The sequence below is a fragment of the Pseudofrankia coriaricola genome, from assembly GCF_001854805.1.
Classification (GTDB): domain Bacteria; phylum Actinomycetota; class Actinomycetes; order Frankiales; family Frankiaceae; genus Pseudofrankia.
The window spans coordinates 45,514-65,513 of sequence record NZ_MBLO01000025.1; the positions used below are offsets into that span (position 1 = coordinate 45,514).

At 73.5% G+C, this 20,000-nt stretch carries 15 protein-coding genes; 9 read left to right on the forward strand and 6 right to left on the reverse strand.

What is annotated here, in order from left to right; all coding sequences use genetic code 11:
- Nucleotides 1-5: 5 nt before the first annotated feature.
- The 3 genes from thpR (at nucleotide 6) to BCD48_RS04435 (ending at nucleotide 2,719) form a co-directional block, all read left to right on the forward strand.
- The gene (thpR, locus tag BCD48_RS04420) at nucleotides 6-710 is read left to right on the forward strand and encodes an RNA 2',3'-cyclic phosphodiesterase (RefSeq protein WP_083418175.1); all 705 of its coding nucleotides are present in this window, start codon (nucleotides 6-8) and stop codon (nucleotides 708-710) included.
- 433 nt (nucleotides 711-1,143) lie between these two features.
- Nucleotides 1,144-1,737 (forward strand): winged helix-turn-helix domain-containing protein, encoded by a 594-nt coding sequence (locus BCD48_RS04425; RefSeq protein ID WP_071046939.1) that lies wholly within the window; start codon nucleotides 1,144-1,146, stop codon nucleotides 1,735-1,737.
- Nucleotides 1,738-2,080: 343 nt separating this feature from the next.
- Complete coding sequence (locus tag BCD48_RS04435; RefSeq protein ID WP_083418176.1) at nucleotides 2,081-2,719, forward strand: flavin reductase family protein; 639 nt, start codon at nucleotides 2,081-2,083, stop codon at nucleotides 2,717-2,719.
- Nucleotides 2,720-2,781: 62 nt separating this feature from the next.
- Here BCD48_RS04435 and BCD48_RS45455 read toward each other — a convergent pair whose 3' ends face one another.
- The 3 genes from BCD48_RS45455 to BCD48_RS04450 form a co-directional block, all read right to left on the reverse strand.
- Nucleotides 2,782-3,141 (reverse strand): DUF2530 domain-containing protein, encoded by a 360-nt coding sequence (locus BCD48_RS45455; RefSeq protein ID WP_083418177.1) that lies wholly within the window; start codon nucleotides 3,139-3,141, stop codon nucleotides 2,782-2,784.
- A gap of 86 nt (nucleotides 3,142-3,227) precedes the next feature.
- On the reverse strand, nucleotides 3,228-4,082 hold the full coding sequence (locus BCD48_RS04445) for a sulfotransferase family protein (protein WP_071046941.1): 855 nt from the start codon (nucleotides 4,080-4,082) through the stop codon (nucleotides 3,228-3,230).
- Nucleotides 4,083-4,224: 142 nt separating this feature from the next.
- Nucleotides 4,225-8,250, reverse strand: coding sequence for a sacsin N-terminal ATP-binding-like domain-containing protein (locus BCD48_RS04450; RefSeq protein ID WP_083418166.1), 4,026 nt, complete (start codon nucleotides 8,248-8,250; stop codon nucleotides 4,225-4,227).
- A 744-nt stretch (nucleotides 8,251-8,994) separates the two neighbouring features.
- Here BCD48_RS04450 and BCD48_RS04455 point away from each other — a divergent pair.
- The 3 genes from BCD48_RS04455 to purM all read left to right on the forward strand — a co-directional run bounded on the left by BCD48_RS04455 (nucleotide 8,995) and on the right by purM (nucleotide 13,277).
- Nucleotides 8,995-9,840 carry a sterol carrier family protein gene (locus tag BCD48_RS04455; RefSeq protein ID WP_071046942.1) on the forward strand — a complete coding sequence of 282 codons (846 nt, stop codon included), beginning with the start codon at nucleotides 8,995-8,997 and terminating at the stop codon, nucleotides 9,838-9,840.
- Between the two features lie 318 nt (nucleotides 9,841-10,158).
- On the forward strand, nucleotides 10,159-12,096 hold the full coding sequence (locus tag BCD48_RS04460; protein ID WP_083418168.1) for an amidophosphoribosyltransferase: 1,938 nt from the start codon (nucleotides 10,159-10,161) through the stop codon (nucleotides 12,094-12,096).
- Nucleotides 12,093-13,277 carry a phosphoribosylformylglycinamidine cyclo-ligase gene (gene purM / locus BCD48_RS04465; RefSeq protein ID WP_083418169.1) on the forward strand — a complete coding sequence of 395 codons (1,185 nt, stop codon included), beginning with the start codon at nucleotides 12,093-12,095 and terminating at the stop codon, nucleotides 13,275-13,277. The genes BCD48_RS04460 and purM overlap by 4 nt, the downstream gene beginning before the upstream one ends.
- A gap of 329 nt (nucleotides 13,278-13,606) precedes the next feature.
- On the opposite strand, the gene BCD48_RS04470 is transcribed toward purM, so the two are convergent.
- Both BCD48_RS04470 and BCD48_RS04475 read right to left on the reverse strand, forming a co-directional pair.
- On the reverse strand, nucleotides 13,607-13,819 hold the full coding sequence (locus BCD48_RS04470) for a DUF3073 domain-containing protein (RefSeq protein ID WP_071046943.1): 213 nt from the start codon (nucleotides 13,817-13,819) through the stop codon (nucleotides 13,607-13,609).
- Between the two features lie 460 nt (nucleotides 13,820-14,279).
- Complete coding sequence (locus BCD48_RS04475; protein WP_071046944.1) at nucleotides 14,280-15,401, reverse strand: Glu/Leu/Phe/Val family dehydrogenase; 1,122 nt, start codon at nucleotides 15,399-15,401, stop codon at nucleotides 14,280-14,282.
- Between the two features lie 402 nt (nucleotides 15,402-15,803).
- Here BCD48_RS04475 and BCD48_RS04480 point away from each other — a divergent pair, with 402 nt between their 5' ends.
- From BCD48_RS04480 to BCD48_RS04490, 3 genes are all read left to right on the forward strand, one after another.
- A complete protein-coding gene (locus BCD48_RS04480; protein ID WP_071046945.1) occupies nucleotides 15,804-16,634 on the forward strand; it encodes a DUF8083 family protein in 831 nt (276 codons plus the stop codon).
- A gap of 151 nt (nucleotides 16,635-16,785) precedes the next feature.
- On the forward strand, nucleotides 16,786-16,992 hold the full coding sequence (gene bldC, locus BCD48_RS04485; RefSeq protein ID WP_013428155.1) for a developmental transcriptional regulator BldC: 207 nt from the start codon (nucleotides 16,786-16,788) through the stop codon (nucleotides 16,990-16,992).
- A gap of 843 nt (nucleotides 16,993-17,835) precedes the next feature.
- A complete protein-coding gene (locus BCD48_RS04490; protein ID WP_071046946.1) occupies nucleotides 17,836-19,230 on the forward strand; it encodes a sensor domain-containing phosphodiesterase in 1,395 nt (464 codons plus the stop codon).
- Nucleotides 19,231-19,422: 192 nt separating this feature from the next.
- Here the strand turns inward: BCD48_RS04490 and BCD48_RS53150 are convergent, their stop codons facing one another.
- A complete protein-coding gene (locus BCD48_RS53150) occupies nucleotides 19,423-19,827 on the reverse strand; it encodes a hypothetical protein (RefSeq protein ID WP_241841505.1) in 405 nt (134 codons plus the stop codon).
- Nucleotides 19,828-20,000: the final 173 nt, after the last annotated feature.

The following is a 20,000-nucleotide window of genomic DNA, read 5'->3' on the forward strand; positions in this document are numbered from 1 at the left end:
ACGTGATGCCCGCCGAACCGCCGGCGTCCGGCCGAGGCTTCGCCACGGGCGCGCGGCCTCCGACCGCGGTCTCCGAGGGGCGCCCGGCCGGGGCAAGGCTGTTTGTGGCCGTGACACCGCCGGCTGAGGTGATCGAGGCGCTGGTCACGGCGGTCGGGCGGGCGCGGCCAGCGGCACCGGCACTGCGCTGGGTCGACGTGGAGCGGATCCACCTGACGTTGGCGTTCCTCGGCACGGTCGACGACGTGCTGCGCGAGGACCTGTCCGATCGGCTTGGCCGCGTCGCGCGCCGTCACCCTCCGGTCGCCGTGCAGCTGGCGGGGGCAGGCCGGTTCGGGCATCGGGTGCTGTGGGTAGGCGTCACCGGCGAGCTGGCCCCCCTGGCCGCCGGGGTGCGGCGGGCGGCGGCGAAGGCCGGGGTGGCCGGCCTCGACGATCGGCCGCTGCGCGCGCATCTGACGTTGGCGCGGGCGCGCGACGACCGGCGATCGGGATGGGAGGACGGCCCCGGCCGGGCCGGTTCCGGGCGGGGGACGAGCGGCGTCGACCTGCGGCCCGTGCTGGCGGCGCTCGGCGAGCTGCCGGCCCTGGCCTGGACGGTCGACCGGTTCGATCTCATGAGGAGCGTGCTGGGCCGGCATCCGTACTACACCGTCGAGTCGACGTGGCCTCTGGACGGGGCCCGGCCCGGCGATGCCGATGATCGTTAATCTCACTTTGTTCAGTCAAGTGGTAGAAAAGTGAATCACGACACACTGTGAAAGCGTTGGCGAGCGCGCTACACGTGTGTTTCCGTTGCTTTCGTGCTGAAGCCGGCCTATCTGGTCACCCGGGGCTACATCGACCTGCTCCGGGTCGCCTCCGCGGCCTGTCCGGTCCGCTGACGACCCCGCCGCCCTAGCCGCCAGCCACCCTCCGTTCGCCCGCCTCGCCGGTTCCCGGCGTCGCGGCTGGACCGCCTCGCGCCGCCAGACCCGGCCGCGGACCCGCCCCCCGTGCCACGTCCGTCGACAACGGCCGGCGGCGGGCACGAGGCAGCCGTCCCTGGCCGGCGCGCCCGCCCCCACTTTCGAGCAGAACCCGTCGGCGGAGCCCTGCCACGCCGCCGCTCGTCCCATGCCGCATCCGCCTGAGGAGATCCGCATGTCGCCGCAGCCCGCCGCCGCTCCTGCCCCCCAGACCTCGCCGCGCGTACCCGCGCTCGCATCCATCCATACGGTCCGCCGCCCGGCGGGCCCGCCGGTCGACTCCACCGGTTCCGGGGCGCGCGCCCGTGCCGGTGTGCAGGCCAGCGCCACCGAGCGTTTTGATCTTCACCAGCTGAACCGTGGCTCCGCGGCCCTGCGGGCGCTGGCCGGGGCGGGAGCGGTCGCGCCGGGAGCCAGCGGCGCCTCGTCCGGGCCGGCGGGGGTGCCGGGCGGGCGCCGTGGGCTGATGGTCGACCGGTCCGCCTGGGCCGCCTGGCTCGACGGCGAGTTGCTGGACCTGACCTACCTCGAGTTCGAGGTGCTCGACTTCTTGGTCCGCCACCCCGGCCGCGTGTACTCCAGGGCGGCGCTGCTGCGTCACGTCTGGGGGCACCACGTCGAGGACGACCCCGGTCAGGCCGGCCGCACCGTCGACGTGCTGGTGACCCGGCTGCGCCGCAAGCTGGGGCCCGAGCACCGGATCCGGATCGAGACCGTCCGCCGGGTCGGCTATCGCTACCGTCCCGTCGCGGCCGACCTGCTCGGCTGACGGCGCGGGCCGGGGCGGCCGGCTCCGGCGACGCCGAGTCAGCCACGGCCACGGCCACGGCAGCGGGATCCTGGTCCAAATCACCCCGGGTTCTGGCTGCGTGGTGAGGTCCGGAACTGTTGGGTAGAGGTGTGAAACCGTCGACCGAGTTCACCGAACATCCTCCGGCCACGGGAGGTTTCGCGGTCGCGCGGACGTCGGTCGGGAAGGTGCCCATGGCGCTGAGTGCCGCCGAAGGCACGCACGACCGCCTGGCGCTCCGCGCGACGGTACCGGCGGCACAGGCGTGGACGCGCCCGCTGACGCGGATGTCAGGACACATCCATGGTGGGTGGGCTGCCCGATGACGAACGCGGACTTCCTGGCGGATGTCAACCCCGCGTTGACCCACGTGACCGGCGCGGCGCGGGACCCACGGCCGGTGGTGCTGGCCCGCCGCGAGCCGACCGCCGCGCCCACCGTCGATCCGGGGACGCTGCGGCGGGTCTTCCGCCGGCACGCGGCCGGCGTCGCGGTCGTCACCCTGACCGGGCCCGCCGGCCCGGTCGGGTTCACCGCGACGTCGGTCGCGTCGCTGTCGGCCACGCCGCCGCTGCTGTCGTTGTCGCTGTCGAGTACGTCGTCGTCCGCGCCCGCGATGCTGGCCGCCGAGACGCTGGTGGTGCATCTGCTCTCGTCGGACCACGAGGAGATCGCCCGGCGGTTCGCGACGAGCGGCGTCGACCGGTTCGCGCCGCCGGTCCGCTGGCGCGCACTGCCGACCGGCGAGCCGGTGCTGTCCGATGTCGCTGTCTGGCTGCGGGCGAGGATCGAACATCGGATCGCCGCCGGTGAGAGCTATCTCGTCGTCGCCGAGGTGGTGGACAGCTGGGTCGACCGGGCGGACGAGCCGCTTCTCTACCACGACGGCCGTTACGGCACGATCTCCGACATGCCCGCGCCGGACGCGGCGCCAGGACCGGACCCGGCCCCCGAGGGCTAGCTGCTCGGACTGCCCGCGAGGCGGTCAGACGGTCAGACGCCGGAGGTTCAGACGCCGGAGGTTCAGACGCCGGAGTGCGGCGCGGTCTGGCCGGCGTGGCGGAGGCGGTTGCGGCGGCGGATGACGATGACCAGTCCGAGCAGGCCGAGGCCGACGCCGCAGGCCGCCGTGGCAAGCCACCACAGATGTCCGTCCGCGCGCAGGTCATCGGCGAACGGCAGCATGATGATCAGAGCAACCAGCCAGGCCACCGTGCCGACGGCGACCGAGCCGACCCCGTCATGGGACAGGGGGGCGAGTCCGCCCGCGCCGTCGTCCGGACGAGGCTCGACGCCGTCCGGCCGTGAGGGTTCCTCCGATGGGCCATCCGGCTCCCGACCCGCCGCGCCGGCACCCTGGCTCGTCGTAGCATGCGCCTCCACGTCGGCGACGTTACCCGGCGGCGCGGCCGGCGGCCGCGCTGGTGGCGCGCCGGCTCCAGGCACCGGCCGCTCGGGCCGGTGCGAGGTCAGATGTCCGCGGCGCGTGCCACGGGGGCCGGCCCGCCGGACGGCGTGAGCCATGCGCCGAAGGAACGGTGAGTCACCGACTCCAGCAGGCGTATGTCTTCCTGGAACAGCTCCACGGCCCGCGCACGCAGGTCGGGCGGTGGGCGGTCGGCCGACTGGCCGGGCTCGTCGGCCAGCCCGGCCCCCGTTCCGGCTCCGGCGGCGAGCTCGAAACGCGGATCACGGGCCGCGCCCTTGCGGACGCCGAGGAAGCCGCAGGCCCGGTCGAAGACGGCGGCCGGTCCGGCGACCAGGTCCGGATAGTGCACGAGCAGCACCTGGCCGGGGCTGTACAGGGTGTACAGCTTTCGCAGCTGGCCGCCGTAACGGCCCAGCTCCGCGTAGCGCCACGCCCAGCCGTAGCCGGCCCTGGCACGCTCCGGCTCGGCGAGCAACGCCGCGACAAAGTCGGCCAGCGGCTCTGTCCCAGTGGTCCGCGCGCGCCGCCAGGCGGCGTACGCCCGGTCGATCGGGTCGCGTAGCGCGACTAACAGCCGCGGATAGGCCGTGCACTCGTGTAACCGCCGCTGTGCCGCGAAATCCGCGAGCAGGTACGGCGCCACGACGCCGTGGCGGCTCCCCGCCGGTACCGCCGGCCCATCCTCGACGCCGGTGGCCCCGTCGATCCCCCACGCGTCGCCGGCGGGTGCTCCCCCCGGCTCGCTGGGCGTCCGGTGCTGGTCCGCGGGCACCGCGGCCGCCGTTGCCTGCCGCGGAGCGGTCAGCCGCAGGCCTGGATGGCGAGCGAGCGTGGCGACGAGCCGCGTTCCGCCCGTCTCGGGCGGGGCGGCGACGACGAAGTCCGGCCGCGTCATTCTCACCCCCCGGCCCGTCCCTGACACATGATCGTAGCCCTGCCGACGGTACTCACCGTTGTCCATCAAGAAGATAGACAATTACGTCGAAGACCCGGATCGCCGCGCGCCATCGTCAGCCATCGCCACACCCGCCGGGCGGTCACCCGGATGGGGCGCTCCAGAGGGGGGCGATCGCCTCGTCGTCGAGGTCGTCCTCGGCGTCGCGGAAGGCCGTGCCGTCGGGGTCCCGCAGGGCCGCGGCCAGGGCGTGCCGGCGGTGCCAGGTGCCGGCCCGCCAGGCGAGCGCGCGGGCGAGCGCGTCGGTGCCGGCCGCGGCATCGACGTGGACCTCGCCGCCGATGCCGCCGACCACACGCCAGGGCGTGTGCGCCGGTCGGCCGGCGAGGTCGGCGACCACCAGCCGGGCGTGCTCGACGTACGGCGTGCCGTCCGGCGCCTGCCGCTCTGCCGTGTTGTAAGGACCATCGAGGACGGCGCAGTCGGCGGACGCCGACGCGAGTGGCACCCCGAGCACGTGGCCGATCTCGGCCGCCCGGTCGAGCGGCACCCGCAGCGGCGCCGCGTCGCCGAGCAGGGTGAGCAGGTCCGGGGCGTCCAGGACGACGGCGTCGCGGGTGGGGACGACTCCCCGCGGGGTGCGCACCGTCAGCGGCGGGTCCAGCCGGCCGTCGGCGAGCCCACCGCCCGGCTCCCCGTCCGGGCCGGCGGCCAGCCGGGTCGCGGCGGTCACCGCGGCGACGTAGAGCGCCCTGGCGGACGGCCACGGAACGTCCCGGTCGACGTCACCGAGCCTGTCGAGCAGGTCGAGCACACCGGCGACGTCGCCGAGGACGTCGCCCAGGGTCAGGCGGCAGCCGAGCGCGCGCAGCAGCTCGGCGTCCACCCCGGGCAGCGGTGCCGCCGGGGCGAACAGCCCCGCGAGCAGCGGGTCGGCGCCGGGCAGCCGCAGCTCCGGCGGTGGCAGCCGGACCGTCCCGCCGCGGCCGCCGGCAAAGCCGAAGCCCTCCCGGTCATACCGGTCCCGGTCGTCGTAGTCGTCCTCGCCGGTGCCGCGGTCGGCATCGGCGTCGGCATCGGCGTCGGCGGCCGCGTCGGTGTCCCGCGCGCTCGCGATCGGCAGCAGCGCGTGCCGGGCGAGCCACCAACGGGTGTATGACGGCTCGTCGTCGAGCACGATCCCGCGCAGCGGCGGCTGAGCGAGCTCGGCGAGCGCCTCCGGCCAGGCAGCCGGATCCACCAGCTCCAGGTCGCGCACGGCGGCGAAGCCTGCGAGCACCACCGGAGCGCCGCGGCCGCCGGCGCGGGCCGCCGCGGCCCTCGCCGTCGCGAGCGCCGGCGACTCGACAGCCTCCTCGACCCAGGTGTCGCTGTCGTCGAGGTCGAGCAGCACGGGTTCGTCCGGGTCGAGCGTCACGTCGCTCGCGTAGAGCACCCCGAACGTGCGCAGCACGCCGACGGCCTCCAGCACGCTCGTCGACCAGGCGTCGGTGATCTCCGGTGCCAGGATGCCGAAAGGCGTGTCACCCGCGACCAGGCGGTCCAGTGGGCCGTCCGCGATCAGCAGCTCGGCGGACGGGACGAACTCGCTCTCGGTGTCCGGCAGGAGCAGCTCGCCGAGCCAGTCGAGCCCAGCGGCTGTGTCCGCCGGGCTCAGGTCCGCGTCGCGGACCAGCGCGAGCACGGCCGCGGCCAGCGCCAGCAGCTCCTCCGGGTCGTCGTCGGGGTCGGAGTCGACGACCGCCTCGTGTACCGCCGGGTCGCGCAGCACGCCGGCCGGCGTGCCCTCCACCGCCCCGAGGGTGCGCAGCGCGTCCCTGGCCGCACCGAGGCAGGCGTCCGGATGCACGACCCGCAGCGGCAGCCCGGAGGCGGCGAGCGCCATCACGTCCAGCCCCTCGGTGGGCAGCAGCACCCCGCGCGGCCCGGTGACCATCCGCACCCGCAGGGCCGGCCGATCGCCCACGGCGCCCGCCGCGCCGTCGGGATGGTCGCCGCCGTCGGCGACCGTCGCGACCGGCACCGGCAGGGCGCCGAGGGCATCCCGGTCCGGCGCTGTGATCAGAGCCGCGTACAGCGACGACCACCAGGCCGGGGGCCTGCGCAGGCCCGCGAGCACGTCCACCAGGCCGGCGCTGTCGAGCCGGCGCACGCCGAGCGCGTCCAGCGCGCGCCGCCAGTGCCGGGCGGCGTAGCGCGCCGGGAGCAGTCCCGCGACAGGGCTCTCCCGGGAGTCCTCGGCGGCAATCTCGGGACCCGGGGTTCCTGCTGGGCTGGAGGCGACGCCCTGGTCGGACACGACGGCCCCGCCAGCGGCCGGGGAGAGCAGGGCGGTCACGGCGTCGGTGGCCGGGCCGAGGTCGCAGACGACGCATTCTCGGCCGAGCCGGCCGCCCGGCATCATCCCGACCTCGGGCAGCATCCGCGCCACGGCGTCGCGCAGCCGGCCGTCCACGGGACCGGCGGGCAGCCCGGACGGCACCAGCTCCAGTGCCGCCAGCGGGTCCGGCGGGATCACGACCTGTTCGATCGGCTCCGCCGATCGAACAGGAACCCCGGGGTCCGCGCCGATCGGTGCGGGGCTGTGCCCTTCACCGGAGGCCGGGCCCGACGCCGCGAACGCGGCGAACAGGTCCTCGCCCCGGCCTTCGCCGTCGCCGCCCGGCGCGGGCGTGCCATCGGCCGTCGCATCGACATCGGCGTCGGCGGCACCCAGGTGGACGGCGAGGGCGACGACCGCCTCGGCGAGGCGGTCGGTCAGCCAGTCGCGCAGCGGCCCCGCGACCGTGTGCCGGCGGGAGGGCTCCAGCGGCAGCTCGACGCTGGCCAGTACCGGTAGGGACAGGGGCTCGTCGGTTGGCTGCGGCGCGCGGACCACCTTCGGGACAGACGCCGGCCAGCCGCGGTCGCGCACCATCGCGCGGGCCGCGTAACCGGTCCTCGCCCGCTCCTCGACGGGCCTGTCCGCGAGCAGCGCCGCCGGGATCGTGCCCCGGCGCACGCAGCCGCGCCAGCGTTCCCCGTCGAGCAGCGCGATCTCCAGCGCGGCGTCCAGCGGCATGTCCGCGGGATCGGCCGGGTCGCCGTGGTGGGCGTCGGCGATCGCCGCCGGCGGCTCGCCGACCGACTCGTCGCCCGCGGTGTACTCCCAGTGGCAGGTGTGCGTCTGGACGTCGCCGTCCAGGTCGAGGACGGCCTCGACCAGGCCGGGCAGGACCAGCAGGAGCGTGGGGTCGAAGGCGGCCAGCAGCTCGCGGGCGGTCGTGGCGGCCTCGGCATCGCGCAGCGGGAGCCGGACGACGGTGTCGTAGCCGTCCGGTGGCGGCTGCTCGTCCACCACGGCGAACGGCAGCCGCAGTGTGGGCGCCGCGCCGTCGCGGCGGGCGAGCTCGGCGCGCAGCCCGGCGGCGCCGATCTCGTGGACGGCGGCGACCGTCCATTCCTTGGACCAGCGCACGCCGCGTGCGGACGCCGGCGGGGCCCCTTCGGACGGGCCTTCCGCCGGGCCTCCTGGCGTTTCTTCGCCGATCCGGGTCATGGCCGGGTTCCGCGAGACGATCGACGGCTCGTCGCTGACGGCGAGCACGGCGGCGAACCCGGCGCCGAACCGGCCGATGGCGCCGGTATCCCGCTTGGCCGAGGCGCGCAACGTGCTGAGCGCCTCCACGCCGGCGGCGGTTAGTGGCGCGCCGGTGTTCGCGACCTCCAGCTGGTCACCCGCGAGCCGGATCAGCACCCGGCCGGCGACCCCGGCGACCGCGGCCGCATCCACCGCGTTCTGCAGCAGTTCGGCGACGAGGCGGTCACGGTAGGCGCCGAGCGCCGCGTCCTCCTCGGCGTTGGCGTCCTCTCGGAACCGGGCCGGCGACGCCGCCCAGGCGTCGAGCACCCGCCCTCGGATGGCCGCCGTCCCGAACGGATCGCCGACCTCCCGGATCCGGGGTCCCTGCCCGATTGGCGACAGGGTCCCTCCTCGATCGGCGGACGGGGTCCCTGCCGGATCGGCGAAGCCGATCGGGGAGGTCGTGATCGGGGAGGTAGGCGATCGGGGAGGTTCGGGAGCCGAGCCGGGAGGAACCCCGGGGTTCACCGGCTCGTCGGCCGGCCCAGCCGCCGCGGCGGAGCCAACCGCCGGCCCGTCGACCGCGTCCAGATGCGTCGCTTCCACTGCTCTATCTTCGCCACTGCCTCCTGCGGCTGTGACATTGGTTCGCTCCGTGCGGGCTGTATTTCTGGTTCGCTCCGTCCGGGCGCGGCGCTCCGGCCCCGTACTCGCTTCGCTCCCACGGGACCTCCGCGCCCGGGGTTCCTGCCGGATCGCGCCAGCGATCTGGTAGGTCCGCCTCCTCCGCGAACGTGCGCTGCGGCGACCTCCGCTGCGGCCCCCCTACGTCGCTGCGCTCGTAGGAGGGCCTCCGCGGAGGCGCGCCTCCGCGCCGCACGGTCACCTGCCGCTGTACGTGGCCAACCCGAAGCCGTCATATCGGTGGGGCCACGTCGCTTCGCTCGTGGCCGGGCTCGCGAGCGAAGCGACGTGCCCCACGGAGACGGCTGATGTGGTCTCGCATCGTTCAAGCGGACCGCAACCGAGCTGGCGCGGAGGCGCTACGAGCGAAGCGGAGTGGCTCCCGCAAGGCTCAAGCTCTGGATCGGGTCGGTCCTGGTTTGGTGACGTCACAGCGAAAGGTGACCGTGCTGGCGCGGAGGCGTGCCGCCGCGGAGGCATCCCCACGAGCGAAGCGACGTGGGGGTGCCGCAGCGGAGGTCGCCGTAGCGCACGTGAGCGGAGGAGGCGGACCTACCAGATCGCTGGCGCGATCCGGCAGGAACCCCGGGCACGGAGGTCCCGTGGGAGCGAAGCGAGTACGGGGCCGGAGTGCCGTGCCCGGACGGAGCGAACCAGAATTACAGCATGGGACGAGCGGGCGCGCGGCGGCCGGATGATCCTCGGCTGGCGGAGGCCTTCACCCGGCAGTGGGATCTGATCGTGGCCGGCGTCGATGCGTTGGATGACGCGCTTTTCGCCGCCTCCAGCGCGCTGCCCGGTTGGACGACAGCCGACCTGGTGGCGCACTGCGCCCGGTCCGGTGGGGCGCTGGCGCGTGCGCTCATCGACGCGCCGCCCACCCCGACGGCCGCCGCTGCCGGCCGGGGGGAGGCCCGTGCGAGCGACGCCGGTGTGGCAAACGCCGTCGAGTATGTGGGCGGGGTCGGTGCCCGTGCCGAGGCGATCGCGGACACCGCCCGCTCGGACGCCGCGGGCATGTCCCCGAATGACCTGCGCTCCCTGCTGCGGGCGGCGGTGGCCGCGTCGCGCGGCGCCCTCACGGCCGCGACCGTTGACCAGCCCGCCGGGCAGACAGCCTGGGACCTGGTGGCGACCTCGCCTGGCGGGCCGATCCGGCTGGGCGACTTCGTCGTGACCAGGTGCGTCGAGGGGGTCGTGCACGGCCTGGATCTCGGGCTCGCGCCGGACCGGGACGCGCTGCGTGTCGTGACGCGTCTGCTCGTCGATCTGCTGGCGGTTCGGGCACCCGGCCGGTCCGTCGAGGTCCGGGTGCCGCCGTTCGCCGCCGCGCAGGTGGTCGAGGGCCCCCGGCACACCCGTGGCACCCCGCCGAACGTCGTCGAGGCCGACCCGGTCGCCTTCGTCGCGGTGGCCGCCGGGCGGCTGGACTGGTCGGCGGCGCTGGCCGACGGCCGTGTCACGGCCAGCGGTGAGCGTTCCGACCTGCGTCCCTACCTCCCGCTCCTGTAGTTCGTTCCTGTAGTCCATCTCACTTGTCCGGCGGCGGATGACGGTCTTCCGGCTGCTGGGTGGCCCGCGCGCCCGTGGGAGCTTGGTAGTACTGCTCACGGGTACCTCCGGAGCGAAATACCCGCTAACCCGGCTCCTGTTAGCGTGAGTGGCGGTGGCTGTCGACGGTGAGTCCGTGGTGGGACGGTCCGTCAAGATCCCAGTCAAGGCGGGTTGGCCCGTTGGCGCCCGCGTGGGCGGCCTGGCAGGGTGGCCCGTTGTGCCAGCCCGGGGGCGAGCCCGGATCCCGGACGGTGACAGGCGAGGAGAACTGGTGCCATGACCAAGGGGACGGCCGCCGCTTCCGGTTCGGACGACCCTCGCTCCGCCGGCCCCCGTTCGTCCACTGGCCGGGTGGCCGGCACTGGCCGGGTGGCCGGCGCCGCCGGCCGGGGCCGCGTGGACCAGAACTGGGACCTCGAGCTGCGCGACGCCGCCGGCCCTCAGGACGCCTGCGGGGTGTTCGGGGTCTGGGCGCCCGGCGAGGACGTCGCGAATCTCACCTACTACGGCCTGTACGCCCTGCAGCACCGCGGCCAGGAGGCGGCCGGCATGGCCGTCGCCGACGGCCGCGCGATCCTGGTGTTCAAGGAGCTGGGGCTGGTCGCCCAGGTGTTCGACGAGCGGACGCTGTCGAGCCTGTCCGGGCATCTGGCCGTCGGGCACACCCGGTACTCGACCACCGGCTCGTCCACCTGGGAGAACGCCCAGCCGTCGTACCGCACCGCCCGGCTGGGCCAGGGCGTCGCGCTCGCGCACAACGGCAACCTGACCAACATCATGGAACTGGCCGAGAAGCTCGGTGACGACCGGGACGCCGGCATGCACGCCACCACTGACTCCGACCTGATCACCGCGCTGCTGGCCAACCACCCCGGCCCGACACTGGTGGACGCGGCGCTGGACATCCTGCCCCGCCTGTGCGGCGCGTTCTCGCTGGTCTTCTCGGACGCCTCGACGCTGTACGCCGCCCGCGACACCCACGGCATCCATCCGCTCGTGCTGGGCCGCCTCGACAGCCGCGCCGACGAACAGGCCGAGCGGTCGGCCGCCGCCGACACGGACGGCGTGGGCGCGCCGGTCGCGGCCGGCCGGGACGTCTCCGGCCATGACGGTTTCCCACCTGTTCAGCCTGGCGGTGGCCCGGCGGTGGCGGCCGGGGCCTGGGTGGTGGCCAGCGAGACCTGCGCGCTCGACATCGTGGGCGCGACGTTCGTGCGCGAGGTGGAGCCGGGCGAGCTGGTCGTCATCGACGCGGACGGGCCGCGCTCGCTGCGCTTCGCCCCGGCCGACCGGCACGGCTGCCTGTTCGAGTTCGTCTACCTGGCTCGCCCGGACACGACGATCGCCGGTCGCTCGGTGCACGCCACCCGGGTCGAGGTCGGGCGGGCCCTTGCCCGCGAGGCCCCGGTCGACGCCGACCTGGTCATCCCGGTGCCGCAGTCCGGTGTGCCGGCCGCCGTCGGCTACGCGGAGGCGTCCGGTATCCCGTTCGGCGAGGGGCTGGTCAAGAACTCCTACGTCGGGCGGACGTTCATCCAGCCGTCCCAGACGATCCGCCAGCGGGGCATCCGGCTGAAACTGAACCCGCTGCGCGAGGTGATCGAGGGCCGCCGGCTCGTCGTCGTCGACGACTCGATCGTGCGCGGCAACACCCAGCGCGCGCTGGTGCGGATGCTGCGCGAGGCCGGCGCCGCCGAGGTCCACATCCGTATCTCCTCGCCGCCGGTCCGCTGGCCATGCTTCTACGGCATCGATTTCGCCACCAGGGCCGAGCTGATCGCCAGCGGTGCGGGGGTGGAGGAGGTACGGGAGTCGCTCGGCGCGGACTCGCTCGCCTACGTCTCGCTGGATGGCCTGGTCGCCGCGTCCCGCCAGCCGGCGAACGAGCTGTGCCGGGCGTGCTTCGACGGCATCTACCCAGTGCCGCTGTCCGACTCTGATCGGTTGGGTGGCAAGCACCAGCTGGAGGCGATGGGCAGCGGCGCGGCCACCGGCAAGGCGCTCGCCGAGGCGTTCCGCCGACAGGTCGTGGCCGGCATGAACGGCGCGGACCCGTCACCCGACGACCTCGACGAACTGGCCGGCATAGACACGTTCGAGGGCATCGAGGATCTGGCCCGCCTGGACGCGTCGTCGACGGCTCCGACGATGCCGGCGGGGCGCGTGGGTGGCGCGGGCGCCGGTGTCGCGCCCGCCGGAAGCGTCCGGCCGTGACCGCGCCCGTGAGCCCCGGCGGCAGCCGTCCCGGCTCCTCCAGCGGCACCGGTTCGGGTGGTGCCACCGGCGGCGTCTCGTACCAGGCCGCCGGCGTGGATGTCGCGGCCGGCGAGCGGGCCGTCGAGGCGATGCGCGGTCATGTGGCGCGGGCGAGCCGGCCTGAGGTGGTCGGCTCGCTCGGCGGTTTCGCCGGGCTGTTCGCCCTCGACACCAGCCGTTACCGCAAGCCGCTGCTCGCCTCGTCGACCGACGGCGTGGGCACCAAGATCGCCATCGCCCGGGCGCTGGACGTCCACGACACGGTCGGCATCGACCTGGTCGCGATGGTGGTCGACGACCTGGTGGTCTGCGGCGCCGAACCGCTGTTCCTGCTCGACTACATCGCCTGCGGCTCGCTCGACCCCCGTCGGGTGGCCCTGCTGGTCTCCGGTGTCGCGACCGGCTGCGAGCAGGCCGGTTGCGCGCTCGTCGGCGGGGAGACCGCGGAGCACCCCGGCCTGATGGGCCCGGATGACTATGACCTGGCCGCGACCGGCATCGGCGTCGTCGAGGCGGACGAGGTTCTCGGGCCCGAGCGGGTCCTGCCGGGGGACGCGCTGATCGCGATGGCGTCGTCCGGGGTGCATTCGAACGGGTTCTCGTTGGTGCGTCATCTGCTGTTCGGTCAGGCTGAGGCGGGCTTTCCCGGCGGGATCGGCCCGGACGGCCTGGCGGCGCTGCGGCGTGAGGAGCCAGCGCTCGGCACCACCCTCGGCGCCGCCCTCCTCACCCCGACCCGGATCTACGCGAAGGACTGCCTGGCACTCGCCGCCCAGACCGCGGTCCATGCGTTCGCGCACATCACCGGCGGCGGGCTGGCCGCGAACCTCGCCAGGGTGATCCCGGCGGGCCTCATGGCCACGCTCGACCGTGCCAGCTGGACACCCCCGCCGATCTTCGCGCTGCTCGCGGAGCGCGGCCCGGTGGCGCGGGAGGAGATGGAACGCACCTTCAACCAGGGCATCGGCATGGTCGCGGTCGTCGCCCCGGCGGCGGTCGACGACGCCCTGACGTTGCTCGCGGCCCGTGGCGTCCCTGCCTGGCTCGCGGGCCACGTCACCGAGGCGTCGGCCAACGGCAAGGGCACCGAAGTCGCCGAGGACCGCCTGACCGCCCGGCTCACCGCAGACCACCCGTAGACGGGCGTAGACCTACCTCGCACCGTCCAAGCGTGACGCACCCGTGCGGCGCGGAGGCGCGCCTCCGCGGAAGCCCGGCCACGAGCGAAGCGATGTGCCCCCGCGAACGTGGTCGTCTTCGGTTTGGTGACGTCACAGCGGCGGGCAACCGTGCTGGGCGCGGAGGCGCGCCTCCGCGGAGGCCTGCCTACGAGCGAAGCGACGTGGGCGGGCCGCAGCGGAGGTCGCCGTAGCGCACGTGAGCGGAGGAGGACGGCGCGCGGAGGTCCCGTGGGAGCGAAGCGAGTACGGGGCCGGAGCGCGCCGCCCGGACGGAGCGAACCAGAGACTCAGCGGTCCTGATCGTCTTCGTCCTCGTCGAGGTACGCACTGTAGTCGTAGTCGTCATCCGTGTTCGGATCGTCGTCCTCGGTGGGGTCCCGAGTGGTCGATCCAGAGCCGCCCAGATCCGCCTTGAGTCGGTCGAGATCCATCGTTGGCGAGCTGTACTTGAGCTCGCGGGCGACTTTCGTCTGCTTGGCCTTTGCTCGGCCGCGCCCCATGGCTCGACCCCCTCGAACATGACGACGGGGACCCGCCCCGGTGCTCTAACTGTCTCGTGCCTACCGAGACTACAGGGATCGCGGGCCGGTCGGCACGCCAACCCGACAGTTGACTGCGGCTGCCACGCGAAGACGCGCTGAGGGCGCCGCTCGCGCCTCGCCCGCGGCGGTCGCTAGGAGGCGCGCGGGGCGCGCCGCTCGCGCCTCGCCTGTCGGACGCTCCGCACCCGACCTGCCTGATTCCGGCTTAACGTGCTCTGCCGGGCCCGGTCTTCGCGGGGCCCGAAGTGCTGGTTGGGTGTCGCTCGCGGGTCACTTGGCGGGCCACTCGTGCCTCGTATCGGTTGGACCCCGACTGCCTGGTTTCGGCTCAATAGCGTGACTCACATAACATCGGAGCGGGCGGTCGAACGTGGCCCGACGAATATCGGACGGGCGGTTGCGGCGATCGGCCGCGCGGCTAGGGAAGCAGGATGCGCCGTAGGCGGCCAATCCCCGCGATCCGGCGCTCGGCGAGGGTCACGGCGGCGGCGCCCGGGGTCTGTCCCTCTGCGTCGGCCAGCTCAAAGACGTCCTGAGTCGTCGTGAAGATCCGGGATGCGGCCGCCTTGGCCCGATCGACCCGGTAGCCCCCGATCTCGTCGGCGACCTGGATTAGGCCGCCAGCGTTCACGACGAAGTCCGGCGCATAGAGGATGCCGGCCTCGGCGAGCAGCTTGTCGATGCCAGGGTGGGCCAGCTGGTTGTTGGCCCCGCCACAGACCACCCGGGCACGTAGCCACCCGACGGCCGCCTCGGTGAGCACGCCGCCGAGCGCGCACGGCGAGTAGATATCGGCTGGCGCCCCGATCAGCGCATCCGGATCGCCCACGATCTCGACCTCGGGATGCACATCGTGCAGGTGCACCAGCGCGGCCGGGTTGACGTCGGCCACGAGCACCTTCGCCCCGTCCTCCAGTAGATGCCCGACGAGCCGGGCGCCTACCTTGCCGACGCCGCTGACCGCGACCGTCCGGCCCTCGAGGCTGGGGCTGCCCCACAGACGCGCGGCACAGGCCCGCATTCCCTCGAAGACGCCGTAGGCCGTCATCACTCCAGAGTCCCCGGACCCGCCGTGCGCCGGCGAGCGGCCGACGACCCACCTGGCCTCACGGGCCACGATGTCCATGTCGGTCGGGTAGGTGCCGACGTCGCAGGCGGTGATGTACCGGCCGCCTAGCGAGGCGACGAACCGTCCGTAGGCGCGCAGCAGCGCCTCGGAGGAGTCTCTGGCCGGGTCGCCGATGATGACCGCCTTGCCGCCGCCGAGGTCGAGGCCGGCACAGGCGGCCTTGTAGGCCATCGCCCTGGACAGCGCCAGGGCGTCGGCGAGCGCCGCGGACTCGTCCGGATAGGTGTGGAACCTGGTGCCGCCGAGTGCGGGGCCCAGCGCGGTCGAGTAGATGGCGATGATGGCGCGCAGCCCGGAGGTGGGGTCGGAGCAGAAGACCACCTGCTCGTGCTCGGCGCCGGCGTCGAAGACCGAGGAGGTGACCCCCGTCCCCTTGACCAGGTTCGACCCGGACGCAGACACCTGTGTCATGGCCGAACCCTACGGCGCGCCCCAACCGTCGGCGCCGTGACGCGGGATCGACCTCCCCAGCCCTCGCCGATCGCCGATCGCAGGAATCGGCCGTCTACTGCATGTCCTCATGGTGTAACCATTAGCAACTGGCAATCTGCGCAAACTGGACAGGGGCCGCGCGACTAGCAAGCGCACCCTGGCTGCGGCAAGCGACAGCGTCTTTAGCGCAATATCGACACAACCAGGTCCCCCGGGTCGGCCCCACGCCAGCCACGGCTATACGCCTGTAGCCGGCCCCACCCTCGGAGGGCGCGAAGCGTCCGACCCGGGGCGAGCGCGTTCAGCGCCTCGCCGCCTTCGCGCCCTCGTCTGACGGGATAGCCTCGCCTCGGCGGATTGGCCGGGAGGGGGGTTGGAGCGGTGCCTATCGTCTCTCCAGCGGCATACCTGCGCGTCTATGAGCCGCTCGCCGCTTTCTCGCCGGCCGAGCGGCTGCGCTGGCAGCGGTACGCGGCCACGGCTCCGCCGTCGCGCCGCGCGGGTGCCCGCAGGGAGCGCATGGTCGCTCTGGTCGCGATCGTGCGCCCGACGTTGGACGTCGCCGGCGAGTCCGCGTTCGTGCAGATGGTCGACGGTCTGATGTTCGTCTGCCCGTGGTCGACGCAGCTGCGGGTGTGGCAGGCGGCGATGGAGTTCCGTGGCGGGATGCCCGAGCGGATCGCCGAGGTCTTCCTGCCGCGCCGGATCGTCGACCCGGCGGAGATCGAGCTGGACCGCTGGCGCGCCCGCCGCCCGGAGCTGAAGGTCCATATCCAGACCTCGACCTGGTCGGTGCCCACGTCCTGGTTTCTGCTCTTCGACTCGGCCGAGCGAATGCTGGTCACCGGCGACACGGCCGAGCGCTCCATGGTCTACCGGACCGAGATCGGGCTCGCCCGGCGGCGGATCGCCGAGGCGGTCGAGACGCTGGCGGCGATGCGCGACACCATGCCGGATGCTTCCGCCGTCGAGGGCGTGACGGAGCTGGCCCGATGGCTGGAGATCTTCCACCCGCGCAGCAGGGTCGAGCTGGACTACGACGGCCTGGTCGAATTGCTCGATGACGAGGTGCTGCGCGGCGACAACTCCGTCGAAGACCTCACCGAGGCGGTCCGGGCGTTACGCCAAGGGCGAACAGACCGCGCGGCAGAGGCGTACGAGCGCGTGCTGGTCAGGTGGCGGCCCTTGCAGACAAGGGAATCCGCGAGCTGATCGACGCGGTTGCTAACGCTGAGTCGCCACTCGCTTCGGACGAGCTGTGACTAGTCAGCAGATGGTCCCGACGTGCCATGTCCGAAATGCCCCCGAAGGATGCACGATCTGTATGGGACGGAGCGACGCTCTGTGACGGGAGGCCAACGCAATGACGACGAGAACGCCGGACGCCGAGCCCCTGCTGACTCCGGCCGAGGTGGCGACGATGTTTCGGGTTGATCCGAAGACTGTCACCCGGTGGGCCAAGGCTGGGAAGCTGACGTCGATCCGCACCCTTGGTGGCCACAGGCGCTACCGGGAGGCGGAGGTTCGGGCCTTGCTGAAGGGGGTCCCCAGTATGGGTGGTGACCTCTAGGCATCGACCAGTTCGGTACATGGTTTCCTGTTTGCCATCTTTCGGGTGGCTTCCCGCTAGCCCGCGTGACAACGGGCGCGCCATGTACCGACGGGGTGGGTGTCCGGTACGGCACGCCGACCTGCCAGCACCGACGACCCCGGTCGAAGGGCGGGGCCGTCGGGCTATCCGGCGTGCTTTACCGGCAATGTGCTCGCCCGTCCCACCGATTCGCCAGACCTCGCCAGGGTTGTCCGGCCAGGTCGACGCTGCCGCTCCAGGCAGACGGATCGGCGGGACCCCGGGGCGCCTGGCAGGCGCCCCGGTGGCCTGCGAATCTCCAGGCGTTCGAGGGGTGCCCGGCCCGGCCTTGACCGGCTGCCGGGCACCCAGCTCCCCCGCTCCTGTCCCTGCTTCTGATCGAAGCGGTCTGACCCACGCGACCCGCCGGGCCGATCATCGGCCCAGTACGGCGGGCGCGTGCCGGTCAGCTGTTCAGCAAGGCACCACATGGACGACGGGCGGCGCGCCCCAGGCGCGCCGCCCGATCTCGTCTCCGGGCCGTTCTCGGCAGCTGCCCCCGCGGCTATGCGAGTGCTATGGCTCTGGGTTGGTGACCTGACGCCGCGGGTGACCGTGCGGCGCGGAGGCGCGCCTCCGCGGAGGCCCGGCCACGAGCGAAGCGACGTGGTTGGGCCGCAGCGGAGGTCGCCGTAGCGCCCGTGAGCGGAGGAGGACGGCGCGCGGAGGTCCCGTGGGAGCGAAGCGAGTACGGGGCCGTAGCGCGCCGCCCGCACGGAGCGAACCAAAGACAGAGAGGTGGCCAACCCGGGCATCGGGGGAATGCTGCTTTGGGGGTGAGCCGTGCCCAGGGAGCGGAGCTGGACGTTCGGGCCGATTCTCGATGTCCCGGTGCCAGACCGCACCATCGCCGACCTGCTGGAGGCAGTCCGGCTCCGGCTGCGGATGGACGTCGCCTGGCTCGCTCGTGCCGAGGAGGACCTGCTGGTCATCGAGGCGCTCGACGGCGACGGCGAGTCGTTCGGCATCATCCCCGGGGCGACCCTCCGCGGCGCCGCCAGCTACTTCGCGTTGGTGCTGGCGGGCGAATGCCCCGACATCATCCGCGACGCCCACGCGCATATGCCCGCCGAGACGCTGCCGGCCAGCGGCGAGCTGAGGGCCGGCGCGTACGCGGCGGTGCCCGTGTTCGAGCGTGACGGGTCGATCTACGGCGTGCTCGCGGCGCTGTCCCATACCCCGCGCCCCGACCTTCAGGTACGCGACGGGCGGTTCCTCCGCCTGGTCGCGGAGGTGGTCACCGACTCCGTCTCGGATCTGCACCGAGTCTGGGAGCGGCGCACCGCGTTCTGGGACCGGGTCAGCGAGCTCATCGACAGTGGCGGCCCCACCATGGTCTTCCAGCCGATCGCGGACCTTGGGGCCGGCGGCCGGATCGTGGGCGTGGAGGCGCTGGCGCGCTTCCCGTCCGACGTGACAGAGACCGCCGGCACTGACGAGGCCGGCGCGCGGGCCGACGCGTCCGCCCGCAAGGGCTCCCGGGCGGACGCGGAGGTGCCGGCGGACGTCTTGGCAGCGGCGCGAGCGACCGCCGCGACGGTCTGGGACTGCTCGACCGGCCGGCACGAACCCGGTGAGGTCGGCGCCAGTGAGCCGGAGCAGTGGTTCGCCGGCGCGGCGGCGGTCGGGCTCGGTACTGAGCTGGAACTGGCCGCCGTGCGTGCCGCGCTCGCCAACCTGCCGCGCCTGCCGCCGGACGTGTTCATGTCGGTCAACGTCTCTCCAAGCACGGTTGGACCGGAGCTGGTCGAGCTGATCCGGGACGTCGAGCCGCGCCGGTTGCTGCTGGAAATCACCGAGCACACCCGGATCAAGGAGGATTCAGAGGTGTTCCGCACGCTCGCGGAGCTGCGCGCGCGTGGGGTGAGGATCGGTGCAGACGATGTCGGCTCCGGCTATGCGGGCCTTTCCCGGTTCCTGGCGTTACGCCCCGATCTGGTGAAGATGGACCACTACCTCACCCACGGGATCGACGCCGATCCGGCGCGCCGAGCCGTCGCCAGCGCTCTCATTCAGGTCGCGGACGAGATCGGCGCCAGCGTGCTCGCGGAGGGCATCGAGACCGAGGCGGAGCTGGCCACCCTGCGCGCGACCCGCGTCCAGCTCGGTCAGGGCAACCACATCGCGCGGCCGGCGGCGCTGCCCATGGACCTGCGGCGGGCGCCAAGGCACCCCTGACCTCCCAGCAGACCTCCCAGATCGCTGACCTCCCAGATCGGCTCCGCCGATCCGGCAGGGACCCTGTCGCCGATCCGGCAGGGACCCCGGCTCCGAGATCCGGCAGGGACCCGGTCGGGCGCTGAGCCCGCCGATCCGGCAGCGACCCTGCTCCGCACGTGGTTCCGGGCCCGAGGCAGAGGTCGGTGTCGCTCAGACGCCTATCGGCTGGTAGTCGGCCACCCGGACGGTGCTCAGGGCGAGGCCGCCCACCCCCAGGTGAATGCCGTCCAGGGCGATCCAGCCGCCGTCCGTCTCGGCGAACGCCGCCCAGGCCGGGCCGTGCTGGCGGACCCGGAACGGCAGCTCCACGTCATCGACCGGGAGGGAGACCGTGATCCAGTCTTCGGCGTCCAGGTTGCCCGACAACCAGCCAGCCAGCTCCAGTTGGTAACGCCACCATTCCTGCCGGTCCGGTGAGTCGGCAGGGAAGTCCGGGGCCACCGCGTGCAGCATGCTCTGCTGCGCCCAGCCGATAGCGTCATCGGCCACCGTCGGAGCATGGCGAACCTCGCCGAACCGCATCGCGGGCAGCCGGGGCACCGTTGTCACGATCACCCGCGGCCCCAGGTGGGTCGCGTCACCATGGCCGAGGCAGACCCGCCACACCTGCTCCGAGTGAGGCCGTCGGGTATCCCACAGCTCCAACCAACGTGGCTCGAGAAGACCGGGCAGTAGACCGAAAACGGGGAAACCGGCGGATAGGGGCAGCAGCAGTCCCGGCATCGCAA

Bases quoted from the DNA above. Each gene is read 5' to 3' on its own strand.
- thpR (WP_083418175.1), top strand. From the start codon at position 6: ATGCCCGCCGAACCGCCGGCGTCCGGCCGAGGCTTCGCCACGGGCGCG.
- BCD48_RS04425 (WP_071046939.1), top strand. From the start codon at position 1,144: ATGTCGCCGCAGCCCGCCGCCGCTCCTGCCCCCCAGACCTCGCCGCGC.
- BCD48_RS04435 (WP_083418176.1), top strand. From the start codon at position 2,081: ATGACGAACGCGGACTTCCTGGCGGATGTCAACCCCGCGTTGACCCAC.
- BCD48_RS04445 (WP_071046941.1), bottom strand. From the start codon at position 4,082: ATGACGCGGCCGGACTTCGTCGTCGCCGCCCCGCCCGAGACGGGCGGA.
- BCD48_RS04455 (WP_071046942.1), top strand. From the start codon at position 8,995: ATGGGACGAGCGGGCGCGCGGCGGCCGGATGATCCTCGGCTGGCGGAG.
- BCD48_RS04460 (WP_083418168.1), top strand. From the start codon at position 10,159: ATGACCAAGGGGACGGCCGCCGCTTCCGGTTCGGACGACCCTCGCTCC.
- BCD48_RS04470 (WP_071046943.1), bottom strand. From the start codon at position 13,819: ATGGGGCGCGGCCGAGCAAAGGCCAAGCAGACGAAAGTCGCCCGCGAG.
- BCD48_RS04475 (WP_071046944.1), bottom strand. From the start codon at position 15,401: ATGACACAGGTGTCTGCGTCCGGGTCGAACCTGGTCAAGGGGACGGGG.
- bldC (WP_013428155.1), top strand. From the start codon at position 16,786: ATGACGACGAGAACGCCGGACGCCGAGCCCCTGCTGACTCCGGCCGAG.